The 17,484-nt window shown below is 46.8% G+C and carries 22 protein-coding genes; 6 read left to right on the top strand and 16 right to left on the bottom strand.

Features of this window, described 5'->3' with window-relative positions:
* Window positions 1-29: 29 nt before the first annotated feature.
* Complete coding sequence (locus RBB45_RS08845; protein ID WP_009792502.1) at window positions 30-1,574, bottom strand: DHA2 family efflux MFS transporter permease subunit; 1,545 nt, start codon at window positions 1,572-1,574, stop codon at window positions 30-32.
* Between the two features lie 182 nt (window positions 1,575-1,756).
* Here RBB45_RS08845 and RBB45_RS08840 point away from each other — a divergent pair, with 182 nt between their 5' ends.
* Window positions 1,757-2,647, top strand: a complete 891-nt coding sequence (locus tag RBB45_RS08840) for a TetR/AcrR family transcriptional regulator (protein WP_148950650.1) — start codon at window positions 1,757-1,759, stop codon at window positions 2,645-2,647.
* 41 nt (window positions 2,648-2,688) lie between these two features.
* Here the strand turns inward: RBB45_RS08840 and glsA are convergent, their stop codons facing one another.
* A complete protein-coding gene (gene glsA / locus RBB45_RS08835) occupies window positions 2,689-3,618 on the bottom strand; it encodes a glutaminase A (protein WP_306009454.1) in 930 nt (309 codons plus the stop codon).
* 84 nt (window positions 3,619-3,702) lie between these two features.
* Window positions 3,703-5,079: a 23S rRNA (uracil(1939)-C(5))-methyltransferase RlmD gene (gene rlmD, locus RBB45_RS08830; RefSeq protein WP_129613854.1), complete on the bottom strand. Its 1,377-nt coding sequence runs from the start codon at window positions 5,077-5,079 to the stop codon at window positions 3,703-3,705.
* A gap of 623 nt (window positions 5,080-5,702) precedes the next feature.
* Here rlmD and RBB45_RS08825 point away from each other — a divergent pair.
* A complete protein-coding gene (locus RBB45_RS08825) occupies window positions 5,703-6,032 on the top strand; it encodes a hypothetical protein (protein WP_022543270.1) in 330 nt (109 codons plus the stop codon).
* Window positions 6,033-6,267: 235 nt separating this feature from the next.
* Here the strand turns inward: RBB45_RS08825 and RBB45_RS08820 are convergent, their stop codons facing one another.
* The 4 genes from RBB45_RS08820 to RBB45_RS08805 form a co-directional block, all read right to left on the bottom strand.
* Window positions 6,268-7,197 carry a diacylglycerol kinase gene (locus RBB45_RS08820; protein WP_224905552.1) on the bottom strand — a complete coding sequence of 310 codons (930 nt, stop codon included), beginning with the start codon at window positions 7,195-7,197 and terminating at the stop codon, window positions 6,268-6,270.
* A 263-nt stretch (window positions 7,198-7,460) separates the two neighbouring features.
* Complete coding sequence (locus tag RBB45_RS08815; RefSeq protein ID WP_101552088.1) at window positions 7,461-8,075, bottom strand: TetR/AcrR family transcriptional regulator; 615 nt, start codon at window positions 8,073-8,075, stop codon at window positions 7,461-7,463.
* On the bottom strand, window positions 8,076-8,633 hold the full coding sequence (locus RBB45_RS08810; RefSeq protein WP_306009453.1) for a GNAT family N-acetyltransferase: 558 nt from the start codon (window positions 8,631-8,633) through the stop codon (window positions 8,076-8,078). It abuts the gene before it with no gap.
* Window positions 8,634-8,648: 15 nt separating this feature from the next.
* Window positions 8,649-8,897, bottom strand: a complete 249-nt coding sequence (locus RBB45_RS08805; RefSeq protein WP_009792511.1) for a hypothetical protein — start codon at window positions 8,895-8,897, stop codon at window positions 8,649-8,651.
* 255 nt (window positions 8,898-9,152) lie between these two features.
* Here RBB45_RS08805 and RBB45_RS08800 point away from each other — a divergent pair, with 255 nt between their 5' ends.
* Window positions 9,153-9,803: a hypothetical protein gene (locus tag RBB45_RS08800; protein WP_306009452.1), complete on the top strand. Its 651-nt coding sequence runs from the start codon at window positions 9,153-9,155 to the stop codon at window positions 9,801-9,803.
* Here the strand turns inward: RBB45_RS08800 and RBB45_RS08795 are convergent.
* A complete protein-coding gene (locus tag RBB45_RS08795; RefSeq protein WP_165352690.1) occupies window positions 9,744-10,262 on the bottom strand; it encodes a spore coat protein in 519 nt (172 codons plus the stop codon). The two genes, RBB45_RS08800 and RBB45_RS08795, sit on opposite strands and share 60 nt — an antisense overlap.
* 97 nt (window positions 10,263-10,359) lie before the next feature.
* Window positions 10,360-11,715 (bottom strand): TrkH family potassium uptake protein, encoded by a 1,356-nt coding sequence (locus RBB45_RS08790; protein WP_094769563.1) that lies wholly within the window; start codon window positions 11,713-11,715, stop codon window positions 10,360-10,362.
* Between the two features lie 163 nt (window positions 11,716-11,878).
* Between RBB45_RS08790 and RBB45_RS08785 the strand changes: the two genes are divergently transcribed.
* Entirely contained in the window at window positions 11,879-12,067 is a 189-nt protein-coding gene (locus tag RBB45_RS08785) for a hypothetical protein (protein WP_156916983.1), read from the top strand.
* A 39-nt stretch (window positions 12,068-12,106) separates the two neighbouring features.
* Here RBB45_RS08785 and RBB45_RS08780 read toward each other — a convergent pair whose 3' ends face one another.
* From RBB45_RS08780 to RBB45_RS08755, 6 genes are all read right to left on the bottom strand, one after another.
* Window positions 12,107-13,051 carry a LiaI-LiaF-like domain-containing protein gene (locus tag RBB45_RS08780; RefSeq protein ID WP_101552163.1) on the bottom strand — a complete coding sequence of 315 codons (945 nt, stop codon included), beginning with the start codon at window positions 13,049-13,051 and terminating at the stop codon, window positions 12,107-12,109.
* A 40-nt stretch (window positions 13,052-13,091) separates the two neighbouring features.
* A complete protein-coding gene (locus RBB45_RS08775; protein ID WP_009792517.1) occupies window positions 13,092-14,192 on the bottom strand; it encodes a hypothetical protein in 1,101 nt (366 codons plus the stop codon).
* On the bottom strand, window positions 14,192-14,662 hold the full coding sequence (locus RBB45_RS08770) for a hypothetical protein (protein ID WP_009792518.1): 471 nt from the start codon (window positions 14,660-14,662) through the stop codon (window positions 14,192-14,194). The genes RBB45_RS08775 and RBB45_RS08770 overlap by 1 nt, the downstream gene beginning before the upstream one ends.
* Entirely contained in the window at window positions 14,659-15,234 is a 576-nt protein-coding gene (locus tag RBB45_RS08765) for an RNA polymerase sigma factor (protein ID WP_129613847.1), read from the bottom strand. Before RBB45_RS08765 ends, RBB45_RS08770 begins: the two co-directional genes overlap by 4 nt.
* Before the next feature lie 118 nt (window positions 15,235-15,352).
* Window positions 15,353-15,901, bottom strand: coding sequence for a cysteine hydrolase family protein (locus RBB45_RS08760; protein WP_306009451.1), 549 nt, complete (start codon window positions 15,899-15,901; stop codon window positions 15,353-15,355).
* Window positions 15,901-16,386: a carboxymuconolactone decarboxylase family protein gene (locus RBB45_RS08755; RefSeq protein WP_009792521.1), complete on the bottom strand. Its 486-nt coding sequence runs from the start codon at window positions 16,384-16,386 to the stop codon at window positions 15,901-15,903. Before RBB45_RS08755 ends, RBB45_RS08760 begins: the two co-directional genes overlap by 1 nt.
* A 122-nt stretch (window positions 16,387-16,508) precedes the next feature.
* Here RBB45_RS08755 and RBB45_RS08750 point away from each other — a divergent pair, with 122 nt between their 5' ends.
* The gene (locus tag RBB45_RS08750; protein ID WP_129613844.1) at window positions 16,509-16,946 is read left to right on the top strand and encodes an Lrp/AsnC family transcriptional regulator; all 438 of its coding nucleotides are present in this window, start codon (window positions 16,509-16,511) and stop codon (window positions 16,944-16,946) included.
* A gap of 52 nt (window positions 16,947-16,998) precedes the next feature.
* Entirely contained in the window at window positions 16,999-17,154 is a 156-nt protein-coding gene (locus RBB45_RS08745; RefSeq protein WP_009792523.1) for a hypothetical protein, read from the top strand.
* A gap of 65 nt (window positions 17,155-17,219) precedes the next feature.
* Here the strand turns inward: RBB45_RS08745 and RBB45_RS08740 are convergent, their stop codons facing one another.
* The gene (locus RBB45_RS08740) at window positions 17,220-17,384 is read right to left on the bottom strand and encodes a DUF3934 family protein (RefSeq protein WP_009792524.1); all 165 of its coding nucleotides are present in this window, start codon (window positions 17,382-17,384) and stop codon (window positions 17,220-17,222) included.
* Window positions 17,385-17,484: the final 100 nt, after the last annotated feature.

Here is a 17,484-nt window from a genome sequence, read left to right as displayed (position 1 = left end):
ATGCCCCATGGACATTCTCCTTTTCTCTATTAGTTTTCAGCCAGCTTTGGTGCAGTCTTTTCCTGTGAAGATTTTGCTTCAGATGGTTCTTCAGCCGGCTTGGCACGCTTGATGAAGAAGGCAAGCACAAGGGCAACACCAGCAATGAAGGTTGCCACAAGGAAAGCATCATTGATGCCTTCAAGCATAGCCTGCATGCCGATCTGCTGCTCCATTTGGGCAAGCGCAGCTTCTGTCGGCTGGACGCCGGCATTTGACCCTGCCGACTGCTGCAATGCATCAGCAGCAATCTCTTCAGCATGGGTTTTGGTCCGCGTTGACATGATTGTCACAAGCAACGCTGTTCCAATCGCGCCAGATACCTGGTTCAAAGTGTTATTCATCGCTGTCCCGTGCGGATAGTACTGGGCTGGCAGCTGGTTAAGGCCATTAGTTGATACCGGCATCATAACCATGGACATCCCAAGCATACGGACAGAGTAAAGAATGATCAAATTTGTATAAGTTGTATCAAGAGTAAGCTTTGAGAACAGGTAAGTCGTTACTACAGTGATCGCAAGTCCGATGATCGCAAGCACGCGGCCTCCGAATTTATCGAACAAACGGCCGGTAATAGGCGACATGAATGCCATGATGATGGCTCCAGGCAGAAGCAGAAGCCCTGCATCCATAGGCGAGATTCCGCGAAGGGTCTGCACATAGATCGGCAGAAGGATCATCCCTGAGAACAGTGCCATATTGACTACCATTGTAATGGCTGATGATAAAGCAAACATCGGATATTTATAAACCCCGAAGTTCAGCATCGGGCGCTCCTGCTTTGTCTGGCGCAGGATGAAAATAATCAGCGAGATAACACCCACTGTAATGGTTACATACACATGCGGGCTGTCCCAGCCTTTGTCCCCCGCGGAGCTGAACCCGTAAAGGATTCCGCCGAAACCGATGCTGGACAGGATAAGAGACAGCATATCCAGGCGGATGTTCACTTTTTCCTTCTTATCCTTCAGCAGGAAGAATCCGACAAGCAGAACTACAGCCGCAATCGGAGTAATGAAGTGGAACAGCATTCTCCAATCATAGTGCTCAATGATCCATCCTGACAGCGTAGGGCCGATTGCAGGTGCAAACATGAGGATCAGTCCAAATACACCCATCGCCGTTCCCCTTTTTTCAACAGGGAAGCTGATCAGCATAACATTCATCAAAAGCGGCATAAGAATAGCCGAACCTGATGCCTGAAGCATCCTTCCAGCCAGCAATACCGGGAAAATATGCGCAGTTCCGGCCAGCACAGTCCCCGCTGTAAATAAAAGCATGGCTGCAAGGAACAGCCTGCGTACAGAATATTTTTGAATAAGGAAAGCAGTTGTCGGGATTAGAATTCCGTTTACGAGCATGAAGCCGGTAGTCAGCCATTGAACGGTTGATGCGCCGATTTCAAGCTCCTTCATGATAGAAGGCAGCGCGATATTCAAGAGCGTATTATTCAAGAAAGCAATAAAGGCGCCAATCATCAGAACCGCGATCATACCGTACGGCGGCCTGCCTGTATTATTTATTTTTTGTTCCATTTTTTCCTCCTATACTTTAAGTCCAATATATTGGACTCCTGTTTCACAAAACATATCATATACCATCGGTACAAAGATTGCAATCATTAAATTCCGTTGAAATAACTGGATTTGTTTTGGCATAATAAATGGTGTACTATAAAATTTATACAGGCAGTATACTACTTAAAAAAGGTGATTTTATGAATGACAGGAAACAGCATGTGATCAAAATGGCACACCAGCTGTTTATCGATAAAGGCTTCCAGGCCACCAGCATTCAGGATATCCTGGAGTACAGCGGCATCTCCAAAGGAACCTTCTATAATTATTTTCCATCTAAGAATGAACTCCTGATTGAAATGGTCAGAAGCATCTATTCCCAGCTGGAAAAAGAACGCAATGAACTGCTCATTGGCCAGGATCCTGCCGATATAGATATATTCATCCAGCAGATCGAGCTTCAGCTGATAACGAACCGAGCGAATAAGCTGATCGCCCTTTTCGAAGAAGTCTACATCTTAAATGATGAAGACCTGAAGGAATTCATCAAACGCGGACAGCTCCGCATGCTGCGCTGGCTGTATCAGCGGTTCATCGATCTGTTCGGCGAAAGCAAGAAATACTATCTTCTTGACTGCTCGATCATATTTCTCGGGATCCTTAACCAGAACTTGAAATATCACACAATTGCGAATGAAGTGAATGCCAGCATCCACCAGGTGGTACAGTACAGTGTAAAGAGAATTGTGAAAATGGTTGAAGAGGTATCCAGTACAGAAGACCAGCTGTTTCAGCCTGAACTTCTGGATAAATGGGCGCCAGACTGCAGACACCCAAATCCCGGCTTCCAAAAGGATCTCCACCACACGGTCCTAACGCTGAAAAAAGCAATCAACAAAGAAGAGCCTAAATATGTGGAGCTTCTTGATTTTATACAGGAAGAGCTTCTAAGATCCAAGAATCCGAGAAGGTTTTTGATTGAGAGCACATTGGCAACCATTAAGGCAAGCGGCTTATTCAAACCGATGGATACCGACAAACTTGAACAGCTTATTTCGGCATTTTTTGACCAGATCAAGGAACCGGCATAAGCCAGAAACCCGCTGTAATTGCAGCGGGTTTTATGATTGGATTAAAACATGCTTAAACTGTAATTCTTCGACAGCAGTTCCAAAAGCCGGATCCCTGCAATGCTGTTTCCCCTCTCATCAAGGGCCGGCCCGAAGATGCCAATGCCAAAACGGCCAGGGACCGCACCCATGATCCCTCCTGAAACACCGCTTTTCGCCGGGATCCCGATTTTGATCGCAAATTCGCCTGAAGCATTGTACATGCCGCAGGTTACCATAAAGGTCTTGCAGATCCGCGCGATGTCCCTAGGCATGATTTCCCCGCCTGTCCGCGGGTCTTTTCCATCCAGCGCAAAAACAAGGCCAATCCTAGCCAGGTTCAGGCAGTTCATTTCAATAGCACACTGCCTCGTATATAAGTCGAGCAGATCTTCTACATCTTCTTGGATAACATCATGCTGCTTCAGGAAATAGCAAAGCGCCCTGTTCAGGTCGGCTGTCCTCAATTCGGACTCTGCTACTTCCCGGCAGTAGCCGATCGTTTCATCATCTGCGAGCCGCCGGACGAAACCAAGAAGCTTTTCGAAACGCTCACCAGGAGAACTTCCTTCCACCATGTGTGTAACGACAAGCGCCCCTGCATTAATCATGGGATTCAGCGGTTTGGCAGGCGCCATGGTCTCAAGCTTGGCAATCGAGTTGAACGGATCGCCCGTCGGCTCCATCCCCACACGGTCGAACACATAATCAGGGCCCCTTTCCATTAAAACATAGGCCAGGCTGATTACTTTTGACACACTTTGAAGCGTAATCTTTTCCTCAACAACACCGGCAGAGACGCATTCGCCGCCAGGATATTGGATCGCAATGGATAAATCTCCCGGATCCGCCTTACCAAGCGCAGGGATATAATCGGCCACCCTTCCGTGCACCGTCTCCTTCCGCGCTTCCTCAACCAGTTTTTTTAATTCATCACTAGAACGGCATGCCATTTTCATCACCCGTTTTAGTATTGGTCAGAGTGTTTGGAAGTATGTGAAAAGGCAGCCTGGTTGGGGCTGCCTCAGTTTTATGGATTATTGATCTTTTAGGGTGATTTTTGCCACTGCTTCACAATGCATCGTCTGCGGGAACATATCAACCGGCTGGACTTCCTCTGTCTTATACCCGCCGTCTTCAAGGATCCGCAAATCGCGGGCAAGCGTGGCAGGATTGCAGGAAACATAGACCACTTTTTTCGGCTTCATGCTTAGAATCGTCTGCAGCAAGGCTTCATCACAGCCTTTGCGCGGCGGATCGACAACCAGGACATCCGCCTGGTTTCCTTCCTTATACCAATCAGGGATGACCTTTTCCGCTTCCCCAACCGCAAACTCCGCATTTGTTATCCCGTTAAGAGCCGCATTGCGTTTGGCATCCTCAATTGCCTCAGGCACGATTTCCACTCCAAAGACCTTCTTTGCCTTTTGAGCGAGAAAAAGAGAAATGGTGCCGATTCCGCAATAAGCATCTATGACGCTTTCTTCGCCTGACAGATCTGCATATTCAAGCGCCTTCTCGTAAAGCACCTTCGTCTGCTCCGGATTGACCTGGTAAAAAGAGCGGGCTGAGATGGCGAACTTGATATCGCCAATATAATCGTAGATCACTTCTTCGCCCCAGATGACACGGGTGACGTCTCCAAAGATCACATTCGTTTTCTTCGGGTTCACATTATGCACGATCGACTTGATTCCTTTTATGCTCGCTGCAATTTCCTCGGTGATCTTTTTCCGGTTCGGAAGCTCATTGGTCCTTGTAATCAGCACGACCATCACTTCTCCGGTTACAAGTCCATGCCGCGCCATGATGTGGCGGAGCTCACCTTTATGGCGCCCTTCATTATAAGCCCTGACTCCATACTTGGCGCAGATCTCTTTGACTGTCTGGACGACTTCATCATTTTTTTCCTGCTGGATCAGACACTCTTTCATATCGATGATCTGGTGAGATCGCTGCTGGTAGAAGCCGCCGATCAGGCCGCCTTCATGCTCGCCTATCGGCACCTGTGCCTTATTCCGGTATCTCCACGGCTCACTCATCCCGAGAACCGGATGAACCTTCACGTCCTCAAGCTTTCCGATCCTTGTAAGCACATCACGCACCTGCTTTTCCTTTGCCAGCATCTGGCCCTGATAGCTGAGATGCTGCAGCTGGCAGCCGCCGCACTCCTTATAAATCGGGCAGGGAGCAACGACACGGTGCGGGCTCTTTTCATAAATCTCCATCAAACGCCCAAACCCGTACCCTTTATTCACCTTCGTCACCTTCACCTGTGCCCTCTCGCCCGGCAGGCCATTCGGCACAAACAGCGGATAGCCATCCACCTTCGCGACTCCTGCCCCATCATGCGTCAAATCTTCAAACATTACATCTATATAATCATTCTTCTGAACTGGAACAGTACCCTTCATCACGTTCGTCCTTTGCTGTGTTAATTTCCGTGGCTCTATTGACTAGCAAGATTGTACCACAAAGGGTGGGGGAAAGCGAAGGCAGGGAGATTTTTGGGGATGAGGGGTTGGCTGGGGAGCTGGGTTTGGAGGTTGGGCGGAGTGGAGTTGCTAATATATTGAAGAAGTTGCTAATAAAATCGAAAAGTTGCTAGTATATGGGAAAAGTTGCTAATAAAACAGGAAACTTGCTAATAAACTTGAAAAGTTGCTAATAACCGGAATGTGCGGCCTGCTTGCAGAGTCCCCCGATCTGAGGACAGTCGCAAATATATGCCGAAAGTCACAAATATTATTGAAAACTGCAAATATATCTTAAAAGTCGCAAATAAAAATCATATCCCGCAAATAAATCCCAAAACTCGCAAATAACCGCCTCCCCTGCCACATTCTCACTAGCTGAAACCAACCGCATGCACATGAAAAACACACAAAATTTCCCCACCCTTGATACAGCAGCAAAGTAAACCTTTTCATCCCCAAATCGCGTCAAAACTGGGGATTTTGTCAAAACTTTTTTGTTTTAAAACATGAACAAAGGCGATATGATGGTAATATTCTATTTGGCGAAGGGGTGTGAGAAGATGAGAAAGGCGAGAGCTGTTTCAGCACTGCTTTTAATGACAATCCTGTCATTTTTGTTCGTTCATTATCAGCCAATCCATCAGGATCACCAGCCCGTCCATGAAAGCAAGGCAGCCCTTCTCGGAGAAACCGGGGAATCATTCCAGCTGACTGCGGATGAAAAGCACGAACCTTCCGCATTACCCGGCAGTTCCACTGTTATCCTGCTGGCAGCTATCATGGTATTCCTGGCTGTCCGCCATCTTGCTTTCGCACTTCATCATTTTTTCCTGAAAAGCGTCTTTTATCAGTCCAACTATGTGGACCGTTCTCCTGCATTGTTCAGCTAAAGCTAAACAAACAATAAGGAGGACAATATTATGTGGATTCGATTCTTAATGATCGGCGCTTTTTCATTAACGGCGTCTACTCTGTTTCTTTACCAGGGAATGGAGATTTACCACGCAATTACTGATTTGATTAAGCATAAAGCATAAATAAGATGAGACAAGGCGCGGGAGCTTTTCCGCGCCTTTTGTAAAACAAAAAAAACAGGGAAGAGACACCAGCTCTCTTCCCTGTTTCTTATTCCTCCACAGTTTCGTACGGCCGGTCTTCCTTGCGGATTTTATCGATCGGCACGAATACTTCAAGATGGCGGTAAAGATTGACGAATTCAGCTGGAAGCAGTCCGCCGAATTCTCCGTCCAGGTTCAGCTGGACTTTTTCTTTGGAGGTAACTTTTATCCGGTTGGCCTGTGTATAGATGACATGGGGATCATGGATATGCTCTCCTCTTACTGCCATGGATGCAATCCGGATGAAATCGGCGAGATTCGTCTTTTTCAGGATCAGCAGGGAAAACAGCCCGTCATTGATCGACGCATCCGGGGCCAGGCGTTCAAAGCCCCCCACCGAGTTGGTGAGCCCAACCAAAAAGAGCATGGCTTCACCTTCATACAGCTTCCCATCGTATTCAATGCTGACTTCCGTGGATTTGATCGAAGGAAGCATTTCAATGCCCTTCAGATAATAGGCCAGCTGCCCCAGCATGGTTTTCAGCTTGCTCGGCACTTCATAAGTAAGCTCGGTCAGCCTTCCGCCCCCGGCTATATTAATAAAATATTTATCATTGAACCGGCCGATATCAACAGGAATCGTATCGCCCTGTATGATGATATCAACTGCAGCCTGTACATCTCGGGGAATATGGACCGCACGGGCAAAGTCATTGGTTGTGCCGCACGGAATGATGCCAAGCTTCGGCCGGTACTCCTGCTCGGCCATCCCATTGACCACTTCATTGATCGTTCCGTCTCCCCCGGCTGCTATGACCAAATCATATTTCCGTTCCACTGCTACACGTGCCGCCTTAGTGGCATCACCCTCACAGGTTGTAGCATGGCACGAGGTTTCATAGCCCGCTTCCTCCAGCTTCTGCAGCACCTCAGGGAGATTCTTCTTGAAAATTTCCCGTCCAGAGGTTGGATTATAAATGATTCTTGCTCTTTTCATACCCATCATCCTATTAATAAAATTGACGCTCAATTCAAAACTGTCCATTACTTTTTCCTTAATATAGGAAATAAGCTTCCTTCATAATTTTAACACCATACAGTTTGAAAAGCATAATTTTACCCTTAATTTTTTCGATTATGCACCTTGGCATTATACCCCTTTTGGAGATAATTATCCTCTCTCTGCATCAGCTGCTGAAAAAATAAAAAACCTGCCGGCGGCAGATTTTCGGGGATATTCCGGTGAGGTAATTCTCAGCCTCATCCACTCTTAATATACGACATCATAAACTGCTTAAACGTCTGAAAAACTTTATCTGAAGGAAAATCTTCAAAGAGGATGCGCTGGATATTCGTTCCGTCAACCACCACCCAGAACATATTGGCAATAAGGCGGGAATCTGTTTCAGCTGCAAACTCTCCCGATTTCTTGCCCTCTTCCACAATTTTGAGGATGAGGTTAATGAAGAATTGATTGCCGCGCTGTTTCAGCACTCTGCTGATCTCTTCATTCCGCGAAGAATGAAGTGTAAATTCATAATGGACGACGATGTAATCTTTCATGTCTTTATCCGGCCTTGAGCGGCTGTAGCGGTCAAAAAGATAAGAAAGCCTGGCACCGGCGGAATCAAGTGCCTCGATTTCCTTCAGGAGGCGGTCATTAGCTTCCTCCGTCTGCTCCATCATAAGGGTGATATAAATATCATCCTTGCTTTTAAAATAGTTGTAGATGGCACCCTTGCTGATGCCTGATTCTGCAACGATGTCGTCGATGGATGCAGCCTGGAAGCCTTTCCTGGCGAAGCATCTCAGCGCACTGGCCAAAATCTCCTTCTTCTTATTCCGTTTATACTCCTCTGATACAATCGGAGGCACTCAATTCCCCTCCCTGTTTGTGCTCATAGGACGGAACTCATGCCTGAGAATGCCCATGATCAGATTGTCGTAGTGGACTCCATTCCAAAGCAGTTCTCCTCTGAAAGCCCCTTCCTTTACAAATCCCAGTTTTTCATAAGCCCTGATGGCCCGGCTGTTATACTCATACACATTGAGATACACGCGGTAAAGGCTGAGTACTTCAAAGGCATATTGAAGCAGAAGCGAAATAGCCTCCGTTCCAAGCCCCTTTCCGTAATGCTCTTTTTTATAAAGAGCAATTCTGAGGCTGGCATTTTTATTGATATAATCAATTTCCGTCAGAGCCAGATCCCCTATCGCAGCTCCTGTCTCTTTGTCTGTTATGACAAGATCGATCCGTGATTTGGCTTCAGCAAAGTTCTTATAGGCTTTTTCAAGGCTGTCTTCTGTAAAAAAGGTCTGTGTCCCTGTAAGCTTCCTGAACTCAGGATCGAGGAGGGCCTGATAAATATGGATGCTGTCTCCTTCTCTAAAAGGCCGCAGACTGACCCGGTTTCCTGTAAAATAGTTTTCCATCACGCAAAATCCTTTCTATCCGCAGCTTTTTGCACGCTTCTCCATCAGCACTGCAAAAAGTTCCCCATGCTCTTTGGTAATAACAGCATCTTCACCTATCAGCCCCTCTTTCACCAGTTCTGTTCTGATTCTATCTAAGAACAGCTCCTTAATCGCACCTGACCGGCAAGGCTGGATATGCCCGGAAAGCTCCCATATCCATTCTTCCATATGGATGCTCTTGCTCGTTTTCTTCATCTCGCTTGAGATTCTTCTTCTGCTCATCTTTCTCACCCGCTTTTCTTAAAACAACCGCATTGTGTTTCCCTGTTTCCCCATTAAATAAACCAATTAGTTTATTTAATTATAAGGATATATATCTAAAAATTCAAACATTTTATCTTTTACTTGATTAAAATGCATAGAGTCCTGATTTGGCGCTCTTTGCTTTCCGGATCTCCCTGAATGCCTTCTGCTTTTCTTGACGAAACTTCTCTCCTTTTTTAACGTATAAAAAGAAAAAGGCAGATGGAGGTTTATATGAAGAAAAAGAAGCCGAACTTCAAAAACAAAAAAATTAAAAGGCCGCAGTCTGTCCTGGAATGGCTGACTGCAATCTCTGGCATTGGAAGCCTTTTCTTTTTGATTTGTTCGCTCATTCTTTGGGGTGTGTCCGGATTGATTAACGATTTCCTCTGGTCGGAGGTACTCAGCTTAATTATTGCTGTCTCTATATGCCTTTGCGCAGGCCTTGCTTTCCTGGCTTTAGTATGGACTGCAGAAAGCTGGTCGGGGGGAATTATTATCTCTCTTTTTACCATAGTCTTCCTCGCATCCGGGGGATATTTCATACACGAAGCCCATCTGCTCTACAAGGATAAGGATGCCTATGAAAATAAAGAGTTCCTGTTTGTAGAAGGTGTTCCAGATGAGGCAGAGTACGATGATCCCGAAACAGGCACCGAGTTTGTAATGGAGCTTATTTTTGATGATTTGATGGTGGACGTGTATTCCATGGATATCAGCCGAAGCTATTATGAAGAACGGCTGGAGGGAAGGAAGCTGAAGATCGCCTACCTCCCAAACAGCCATTATGCGGTAAGATGGTGGATTTTAGAAGAGCAGCAGGCCTTATTCTCTAAACAGCTCTTTGAATCGGCGGGCAGCCTCTTCCTGCTCCCCTCTGTTTGAATCGGGGGCGTATTCCCAGCCCTTTTCCTTAATCAGTTCACTGTATCTTTCCTGTATCCCTGTCTGCTGAAGTGCCATCTGTATGTGAATGCGGCGGACATTCGGGGTTTTCATATCAAGTGCCGAGCTGAAATTGGTGCCGGCCATCGACTTTGCCGTGTTTCTCGCTTCCAGGGCGATTTCCTGATCGCTCAACCTGCCCTCTGTATCAGTACATACCATTTCTAATGGTTTCAGTTCCTGAAGGGCGGCTGCAGTCACTCCTTCATTTGTCTCTGGGTTCATCAGCTTGATCATCACATGTACATGGTTTTTCATCACCACAGCCTGTTCATACAGTATTTGTTTGAGCCTCTCATCCTCCGCCAGGCAAAAATACAGCTCCAGCTTTCCAAGGACACCTTTATGCACCATTAAATGCTCTGACATCAGCCCAAGATCTATCGCTTTTATAATCATTCCAATCCCCCCCATTGTGTATATATTTATATATTGAAAAGATATCCCATTCATGAACAAAAAAAGGCAGCCCGCTTTCGAAGCAGGCTGCTGTATGTTATCCAATGATGATTTTTTCCTTCGGATAATGATATCTTTCCTTGTTCGGGGTTCCCCTGATCAGGAACAGGAAGGACAGAATGCCGATCCGCCCGATGAACATCAGCAGGATGATGATGATTTTCCCTGCGTCCGTCAGATCCGCTGTAATTCCCATGGAAAGGCCGGTTGTCCCGAATGCAGAAGCCACCTCAAAGGCAATCTGCAGAAAGGTGAACTTCGGATCAGTGAAGGTGAGCAGGATGACTGCCAGGCTGCAAATCAGGATAGCGGTTGCGAACACAATGTAAGATTTGATTACATCCTCCTGCATGATTTCCTTTTTAAACACTTTGATATGCGTATTGCCCTTGGCATATGTGTAGATGCTCAGCACCATGATGGCGAAGGTGGTTGTCCTGATTCCTCCGCCGACACTGCTGGGAGAGGCGCCGATAAACATCAGGATAGAGATAAAGAACAAGGTTGGCTCTGAAAAATCGCTGATATTCATGGTTGCGAGCCCCCCATTCCGGGTTGATACAGATTGGAACAGCGCGTAGAAGAAGGATTCATGCCACGATTTATCAGCAAAGAAATGATTATATTCAAAAAGGCAGATAAACGCAGTACCCAGTACAACCAGCAGAAAGAAGGTCACGGTCGTAACTTTGGTAAAAAGGGTGAACTTATACGGAATCGTACCGCGATGCCGTATAAATTCTCGTATCTCAATCAATACAGGAAAGCCGATGGCCCCGACGATCAGCAGGATGATGTTAATGAGCTGCACAAAATAATCATCAGCAAACGGGATCAGGGACTGCCCTGTAATATCGAAACCCGCATTGGTCGTTGCACTGACAGAGGCAAAGAATCCCTGAAGGAACGCCTCCTGCCAGGTAGGAAAATACCTCAGGAAATGAAAGCCAAGAATGATGGCGCCAATTAATTCAATGGTTATAAAGATAACAAGAATACGCCTGATAAGCATGACCAGTCCAGCAAGATTGTACTGATTCTGATCGGTCATGATCAGCTTCCTTTTTCTTAACCCGATTTTCTTTCCAACAAGCAGCCAGAAAAAAGTGCCAAGCGTCATAATCCCGATTCCGCCGAACTGCAGGATAAAAGCAAAGATAAAAGTGCCTGGCACACTGAGGATCTCGCTGACATTCACAGTGGAGAGGCCCGTGACGCTGATGGCGCTGACTGAAGTAAAAAAAGCATCTATAAAGGACAGTTCAACGCCTTCCTTCAGGGTGATCGGCAGCTCCAGCAGTACAGCCGAAAGAATAACAGCAAATAAGTAGAACAGAACAATCAGCTGCGCGGAAGATAACCGCTCCAGGACTTTTTCAATAAATGTCTTCATATTTCACCAACGTTATGTAAGAGTATGAGTCTTTTCAGTATACCCAATTTTCACCCTGCTGTTAATTCCTGCCTTGTTAAGGTTCCCGTAAGGTTCTGTTCACAGCGCTGAAATTTCCGGCCTGTATACTTGGGAAAAAGACATTATGGGAGGAAATAAGATCATGCACCATTTATTACTCGCAGCACTCATTATTCTGGCGGCTGCGTCCAGCTATATTTTCCGCGACGGGCTGACAGACCGCTCTTTAATGGTTTCGAGCATCCTTGTTATCCTGAATATCGGCATGTACATGAGGGCAAAGGCTAAAAAAGAAGAAACAATCAAAAGCAGTTCCGCACAAGAAGTATAAGGATAACAAAAAGATGCAGGGCCCAATCGGCCTTGCATCTTATTCTGCAGCTGTATTCAAACTCACACTATAGCTGCCGGAAATGCTGATCCGGTGCTCTCCGCTGCCAGACTGGTAGGTCGCATCCTTTCCGCCGCTGCCGGAATCTGCATATCCCTCTTCAGCAGAGGGCTTTTCTTCTTTTGTCACCTTCCAGTCTCCCTCGCTGCCCTGAAGATCCTTTATATCAAAGGCATTTACCTTCAGGCTGCTTTCTTCCTGGATATAAAGGGAGACATGGGATACCTGTTCAACACTCCAGTCGCTCATCAGCTCCCTCGGCTTCATGGTCACCGTGTTGCCGCTTCCTGTCACTTCAAGCTTTACACCTTTAGGAATAAGGAGCGTGGCATCCGTGGAGGCGTATCGTTCAAACGGCCCCGCTGTTTCATTCGGGAGCTCTTTGACCGTGATATAGAGCGAGTCGCCGTTCCGGTGGGAACTGACATAATCTGAGGGCTTTGAAACCAGTTTTTCGTTTTTGCCAGTCATCGCCCTGTAGGTGCCAAACATGGAAACGTCTTTCCCGGAAGCACCTTCAATAGTAATCGGGGAATTTCCGGTCTGGACAATAACCCTCTTAATGCTTCCATCCAGCTTTTCGGTGAACTCAGGCAGATCCATAGTCCGTTCTTCCCTGCTCACAACATCATCCAATTTATCCAGAATGCCCGTTGAGCTGACTGCCGCAAATCCGATGCCGGCCGTGCCGAGAATGCCGACAAAGAGAATGCTGAGAAAATCATATTTCAAATAAGGCTTTTCCTGTTTGGAAAAAAGCAGGAAAAGTAGGATTTCCGCTCCCAGGATTACGAGGATGATCGGCCACCATGACATCATGGCATAGCCGAAATCCATATCAAGCATACGCGAAAGCAGCAGGAAAACCCCAAGGAAAAGCAGTGCCGCCCCCATGGAAAATGTACCAACACGCCATGTCCTCATTCCTTCATTCCGCCCTTCATTTTTCTCATCCATGCCCAAATTAATCAACCGCCTTTTCTTTTACAGATTTGCTGCCAAGAAGGAGGCGCAGCCCGCCGCCGATCAGCAGGATGCATACAATGCCTGTCTGGAAGTAGCGGTCAAACCAATAGCGGATGTCTATATCAATCATGTTATACAGCATTGGAGAAATGGCGGGAAGAACGATGCTTGTTGTCAGATAGTACAGCCCTACAAGGACCAGGCCGATCCCCACCCATTTCTGATGATTGATGAAATACGAAATGATCGGCGTATCCTCCAAAGGCTCATTTCCATATCGGGATGATTTCTGGAGTCCGTCGAAGAAACTGTAGAACCAAATGATCGGAATCAGGAACAGGAAGATCCCCAGCCTAAGCACATCCAGGATATAAATGGAGAACAGGAAGGCAGCCATCAGCTGAATGCCCCGCCGTTGCAGTCCGAGATACAGATGGCCTGCTCCCGGAAAAATGGACAGGAATGTGGCAATAGATTTGCTTTTCTTGCCTTCATCCCGCTTCGACTCGAAATCCTCCATGATTGTACGGTCCACCAGCTCTTCTCCCCGATGCTTACGGTTCAGCTGCTGGATGCTATCAAAGAAGCCGTATACCCAAATAACCGGCAGGATCGCCCAGAATACAAGGAACTCACTTCGATGGGTCAGCACCGACACAAACAGCACCATCACACCAAGACCAAGAAAAGCGGTCAGGAGCGTTAAACCCCGGTTCATCAGGCCCAGCTGAAAGTGTCCAAGACCAGGCACAAAGGACAGGATGATGGTAAAAAAGCGCTCCGACTCCTGGCTTGCTGCCGGCTTAGCTGATCCGGCAGCCCCGCTGCCATCCGTAAAGGCTGTGCCGCCCTGCTGGTAGAGCTTTGATGCAGTGATGGCCGTATCAATAAAGTTGACGAAATAGATCAGCAGGCCGAACAGTGCAAATATGATTGCCCCGTCCCCGTAAACATACATGCTGATCAAAGCCACCGTTAAGATCATCAGCCCGAACACAGCTGCTGTATAAAATAAACCTCTAAGGGTCTTTCCCAGATAAAGCAGGCCTCCCCCAGGGAAAAAAGCTAAAAGAAAAGCGATAATCGGATTTTTCTTCATTATTTATTTGCCTCCTTATTCTTCTTCTCGATCGTATCCATCCAGGCAAAGGTTTTATCCACTAGCCCTTCTGTCACAGATGTTTTCTTTTCCTGGAAATCCGGATCCTGAACAGCTCCAGCATACTGGGTGATCGACTGGAAAACACCGGTCGTCATGAGCAGGATGGTCATTGCCGCTGCAAGGGAGTAGTGGAACAGCGGCGACTGGTAGAATGGCCTGCGCTTCTTTTCTTCATAAACCGGAGGCTGGGCAGGCTCTAATGCTTCTGCTGAGATTTGCGCCATCACCAGATCAGTGAAGCCTGAGCCGCTTTCCATTTGCGGCAGCTCTGTTACCGCAACTGCCTCCAGATAGACGTCGAGGCACTCATCACAGCTGTACAGATGATCTTCATAAACTTCCCTTTCCGCCTCTGCCAGTTCATTATTCGCATACCGCTTCCACTCTTCATACGTAAAGTGCTTCATGAGAAATCATCCTCCTTCCAGTGCTTCCTCATCCATAAGCGCGCTCTGTAGAGCTTTGTCTCCACAGTCTTCACCTGGACATTCTGTTCTTCCGCTATTTGCTGATAGCTTTTTTCAGCTATATAAAAGTCATAGATTACATCTCGATAATTATCAGGCAGCTGGTGAAGCTTTTCCCTCACCCGCTTCCGCCTTTCCTTCTTCATAACTTCGGCCTCTACAGCCTCTTTTTGGGTGCCGTGAAGCTCATATCCGGCATACTCAAGGGAATCCTCCCTGCGCCGGTCCCTCTTTCTTTTTACATCAATAGCATGATTGACTGCAATTCTGGTGATCCAGGTTTTAAAGCCCTGGTCCTCATATTGGGGGAGAGAGGAATAGATTTTTATAAACACTTCCTGAGCGGCATCTTCCGCTTCCTTCCGGTCCCTTAATACTGCAAAGATTGTCCGGAACAAATCATTGCTGTATTTTTCAACCAGGAGCCGGAAGGCATGCTCCTTGCCGCTCTTCGCTTGCTGGATAAGAACTTGGTCGCTAATCTCTCTCTCCCCCTTTCTGGCAGCTTCCAACGTAATAGACGAAACCGGGATAAAAGACCCCTACAGGTTTTAAAAAAAAAATTAAAAGTCCTTTTCATTCTATCATCCCCCATTCCGGATCCCACTGGACTCAAAAAATCCCGGCTCTTCAGGCCGGGAATTCCTTTAATACTTTTTCAGTAGTACACACTTCCGCAAACTCCCCATGGAGGATGGCAAGCTCTGTTTGATGAATATGACCGGGAGAGAAGACGGTGCCGTCATGGCCTTTCCGTTCAAAGGATGCACAGGCATCCTCCGGCAGCCAGACCGAAAAGCCGAGATTAGCTGCCATCCGGACAGTGGTTGAAACGCAATGGGGTGTGGTCAGCCCGGCAATGACAAGCTCTTTGCTTCTTAGATTTTTAAGCAAATCTTTAAGGGGCGTGCCGATAAACGCACTGTTGACGCTTTTCTGGATAATGCTTTCCCCAGCTGCAGGCTTCACCTCTTCCTTGAATTGATGGCCGATGCTTCCTTTGAAAAATAAAGACTCCCTGCTTTGGGAGGTATGCTGGACGTGAATCACCGGCAGATTGCAGTTTCTCCAATGCTTCAAAAGCCTTGCAGCTTCTTTTTCCGCACCAGGATTATTCCGCTCACCCCAGGAAAGATCCTCGAAGGCCTTCTGGATATCAACCAACAGCAGAACAGCCATCAGGCACCCTCCTTCCCTAAAGAACAAAAATCGTATAAATCAAGGCTGACAATCATTTTATGATAGCCGTCAAAAAGATTGATGAGTGCCAGCAGCTTCATGATTTCCTTTTCGTCATAGGAATTTTTCAGCCACTCCAAATCCGAGTCTTTTAAGAGCCGCGGATTGGATCTGTAGGTTTCCAGAAAATCAAACAGCTTCCGGTCCCAATGAGAGAAATCCGAGAAATTATTGTGCTCCACAGCATAAGCGATGGCTTCATTCTGTTCCATTCCGCCGGTATACGAGAGGCTCATGCATGTCGCACATCCATTTTTATTAGCCAGATATAAACGCACCTTCTCTTTTACGTCCAGGCTGATTCCTTCCTCATTCCACAGCTGCTCATACAGGGCATCATACAGGGCGGCCACTTCTGGCACATAAGCCAGCGCTTTTTGAAAATTGGTCTCCCCCTGTTTTTCATTCAATTTGATTCTTGGCATTTGCAACTCCTCCTTCTGCTTTTATAATAGAAGGAATTAAAATAATAATGAATTAAATCTGAAACCAGTTTATACCGATACTCATTTCAAATGAAATATGTTTCTACCAAGGAGGCTTACAAATGATAATCGATGAGACAGACAAGCGTATTTTGCAGGAGCTGGAGAGAAACGGCCGGCAATCAATGAGGGAGCTGGCAAAGAAAGTAAACCTTTCAGCCCCTTCAGTCACAGAACGCGTCAGACGCCTGGAAAGTGAGGAAATCATCAAAGGATACACCATTTCCATTGACTATAAAAAACTCGGATATGGGATTGAATGTTTTGTAGAAGTCACCTTGCGGCAAGGAGATTATCAGAAGTTCAGGGAAAAAATGGCTGAGGTCCCCAATGCGGAATTCTGCTCCCGTATAGCCGGCCAGGCCTGCTATCTCGTCAAGCTGAGACTGAAAAAGCTTGAGGATATTGAAGGATTCATCAATGAAATTACACCTTATGCAGGAACAGTCACCCATATTGCCCTGTCGGAGGTGCCTGTGAACAGCTTCTTCCTGGAATAGGCGCATAATCCATGGATAGCATCGAATCCTATAAACACAGGAGGTGCTTTTTATGGAAGAACAAAAGAAGGACAAAAAGGTCGGGGAAAAAATGAAGTCGATGGACGCGATGGATCAGGGGCTCAATATCATCTCCCAGGCATTCAACCGGGCAACGGGCGTTGATGAAGGAAATGACGGAAGAGAGGATCAGCAGGATTACAAATAACTGCAGTGGTCTTTATGAACAAATAAAATAGAGCCAGAGGAACTTCCTGGCTCTTATCCCCATCCTTAGTCATTCCCGCCGGAATCCCCGGATTTCCCTTGATTTTTTGTGCCTTTGCTTTTATATGGCTTGGCGCTTTTTGCTTTTTTGGCACCCGCCTGCCAGCGGTTCCACCCTTTCTTTCCAGTTCCGCTGCCAGTGCCGCTTTTTCCTTTTTTTGCTTTGGTCATCAATAATCAGCTCCCATGTAACTGTGAAGCGTTCTTCCTGCCAACACACGGTCCGCAGCAAGGCTTGCACATGAACATTAGCATACCATATCAGGAGCCT

Source organism: Bacillus sp. MMSF_3328 (genome assembly GCF_030733525.1).
Lineage (GTDB): Bacteria > Bacillota > Bacilli > Bacillales > Cytobacillaceae > Bacillus_AB > Bacillus_AB infantis.
The sequence above is the reverse complement of the archived record's forward strand: the minus strand, read 5'-3'. Positions and strand labels throughout refer to the sequence as shown.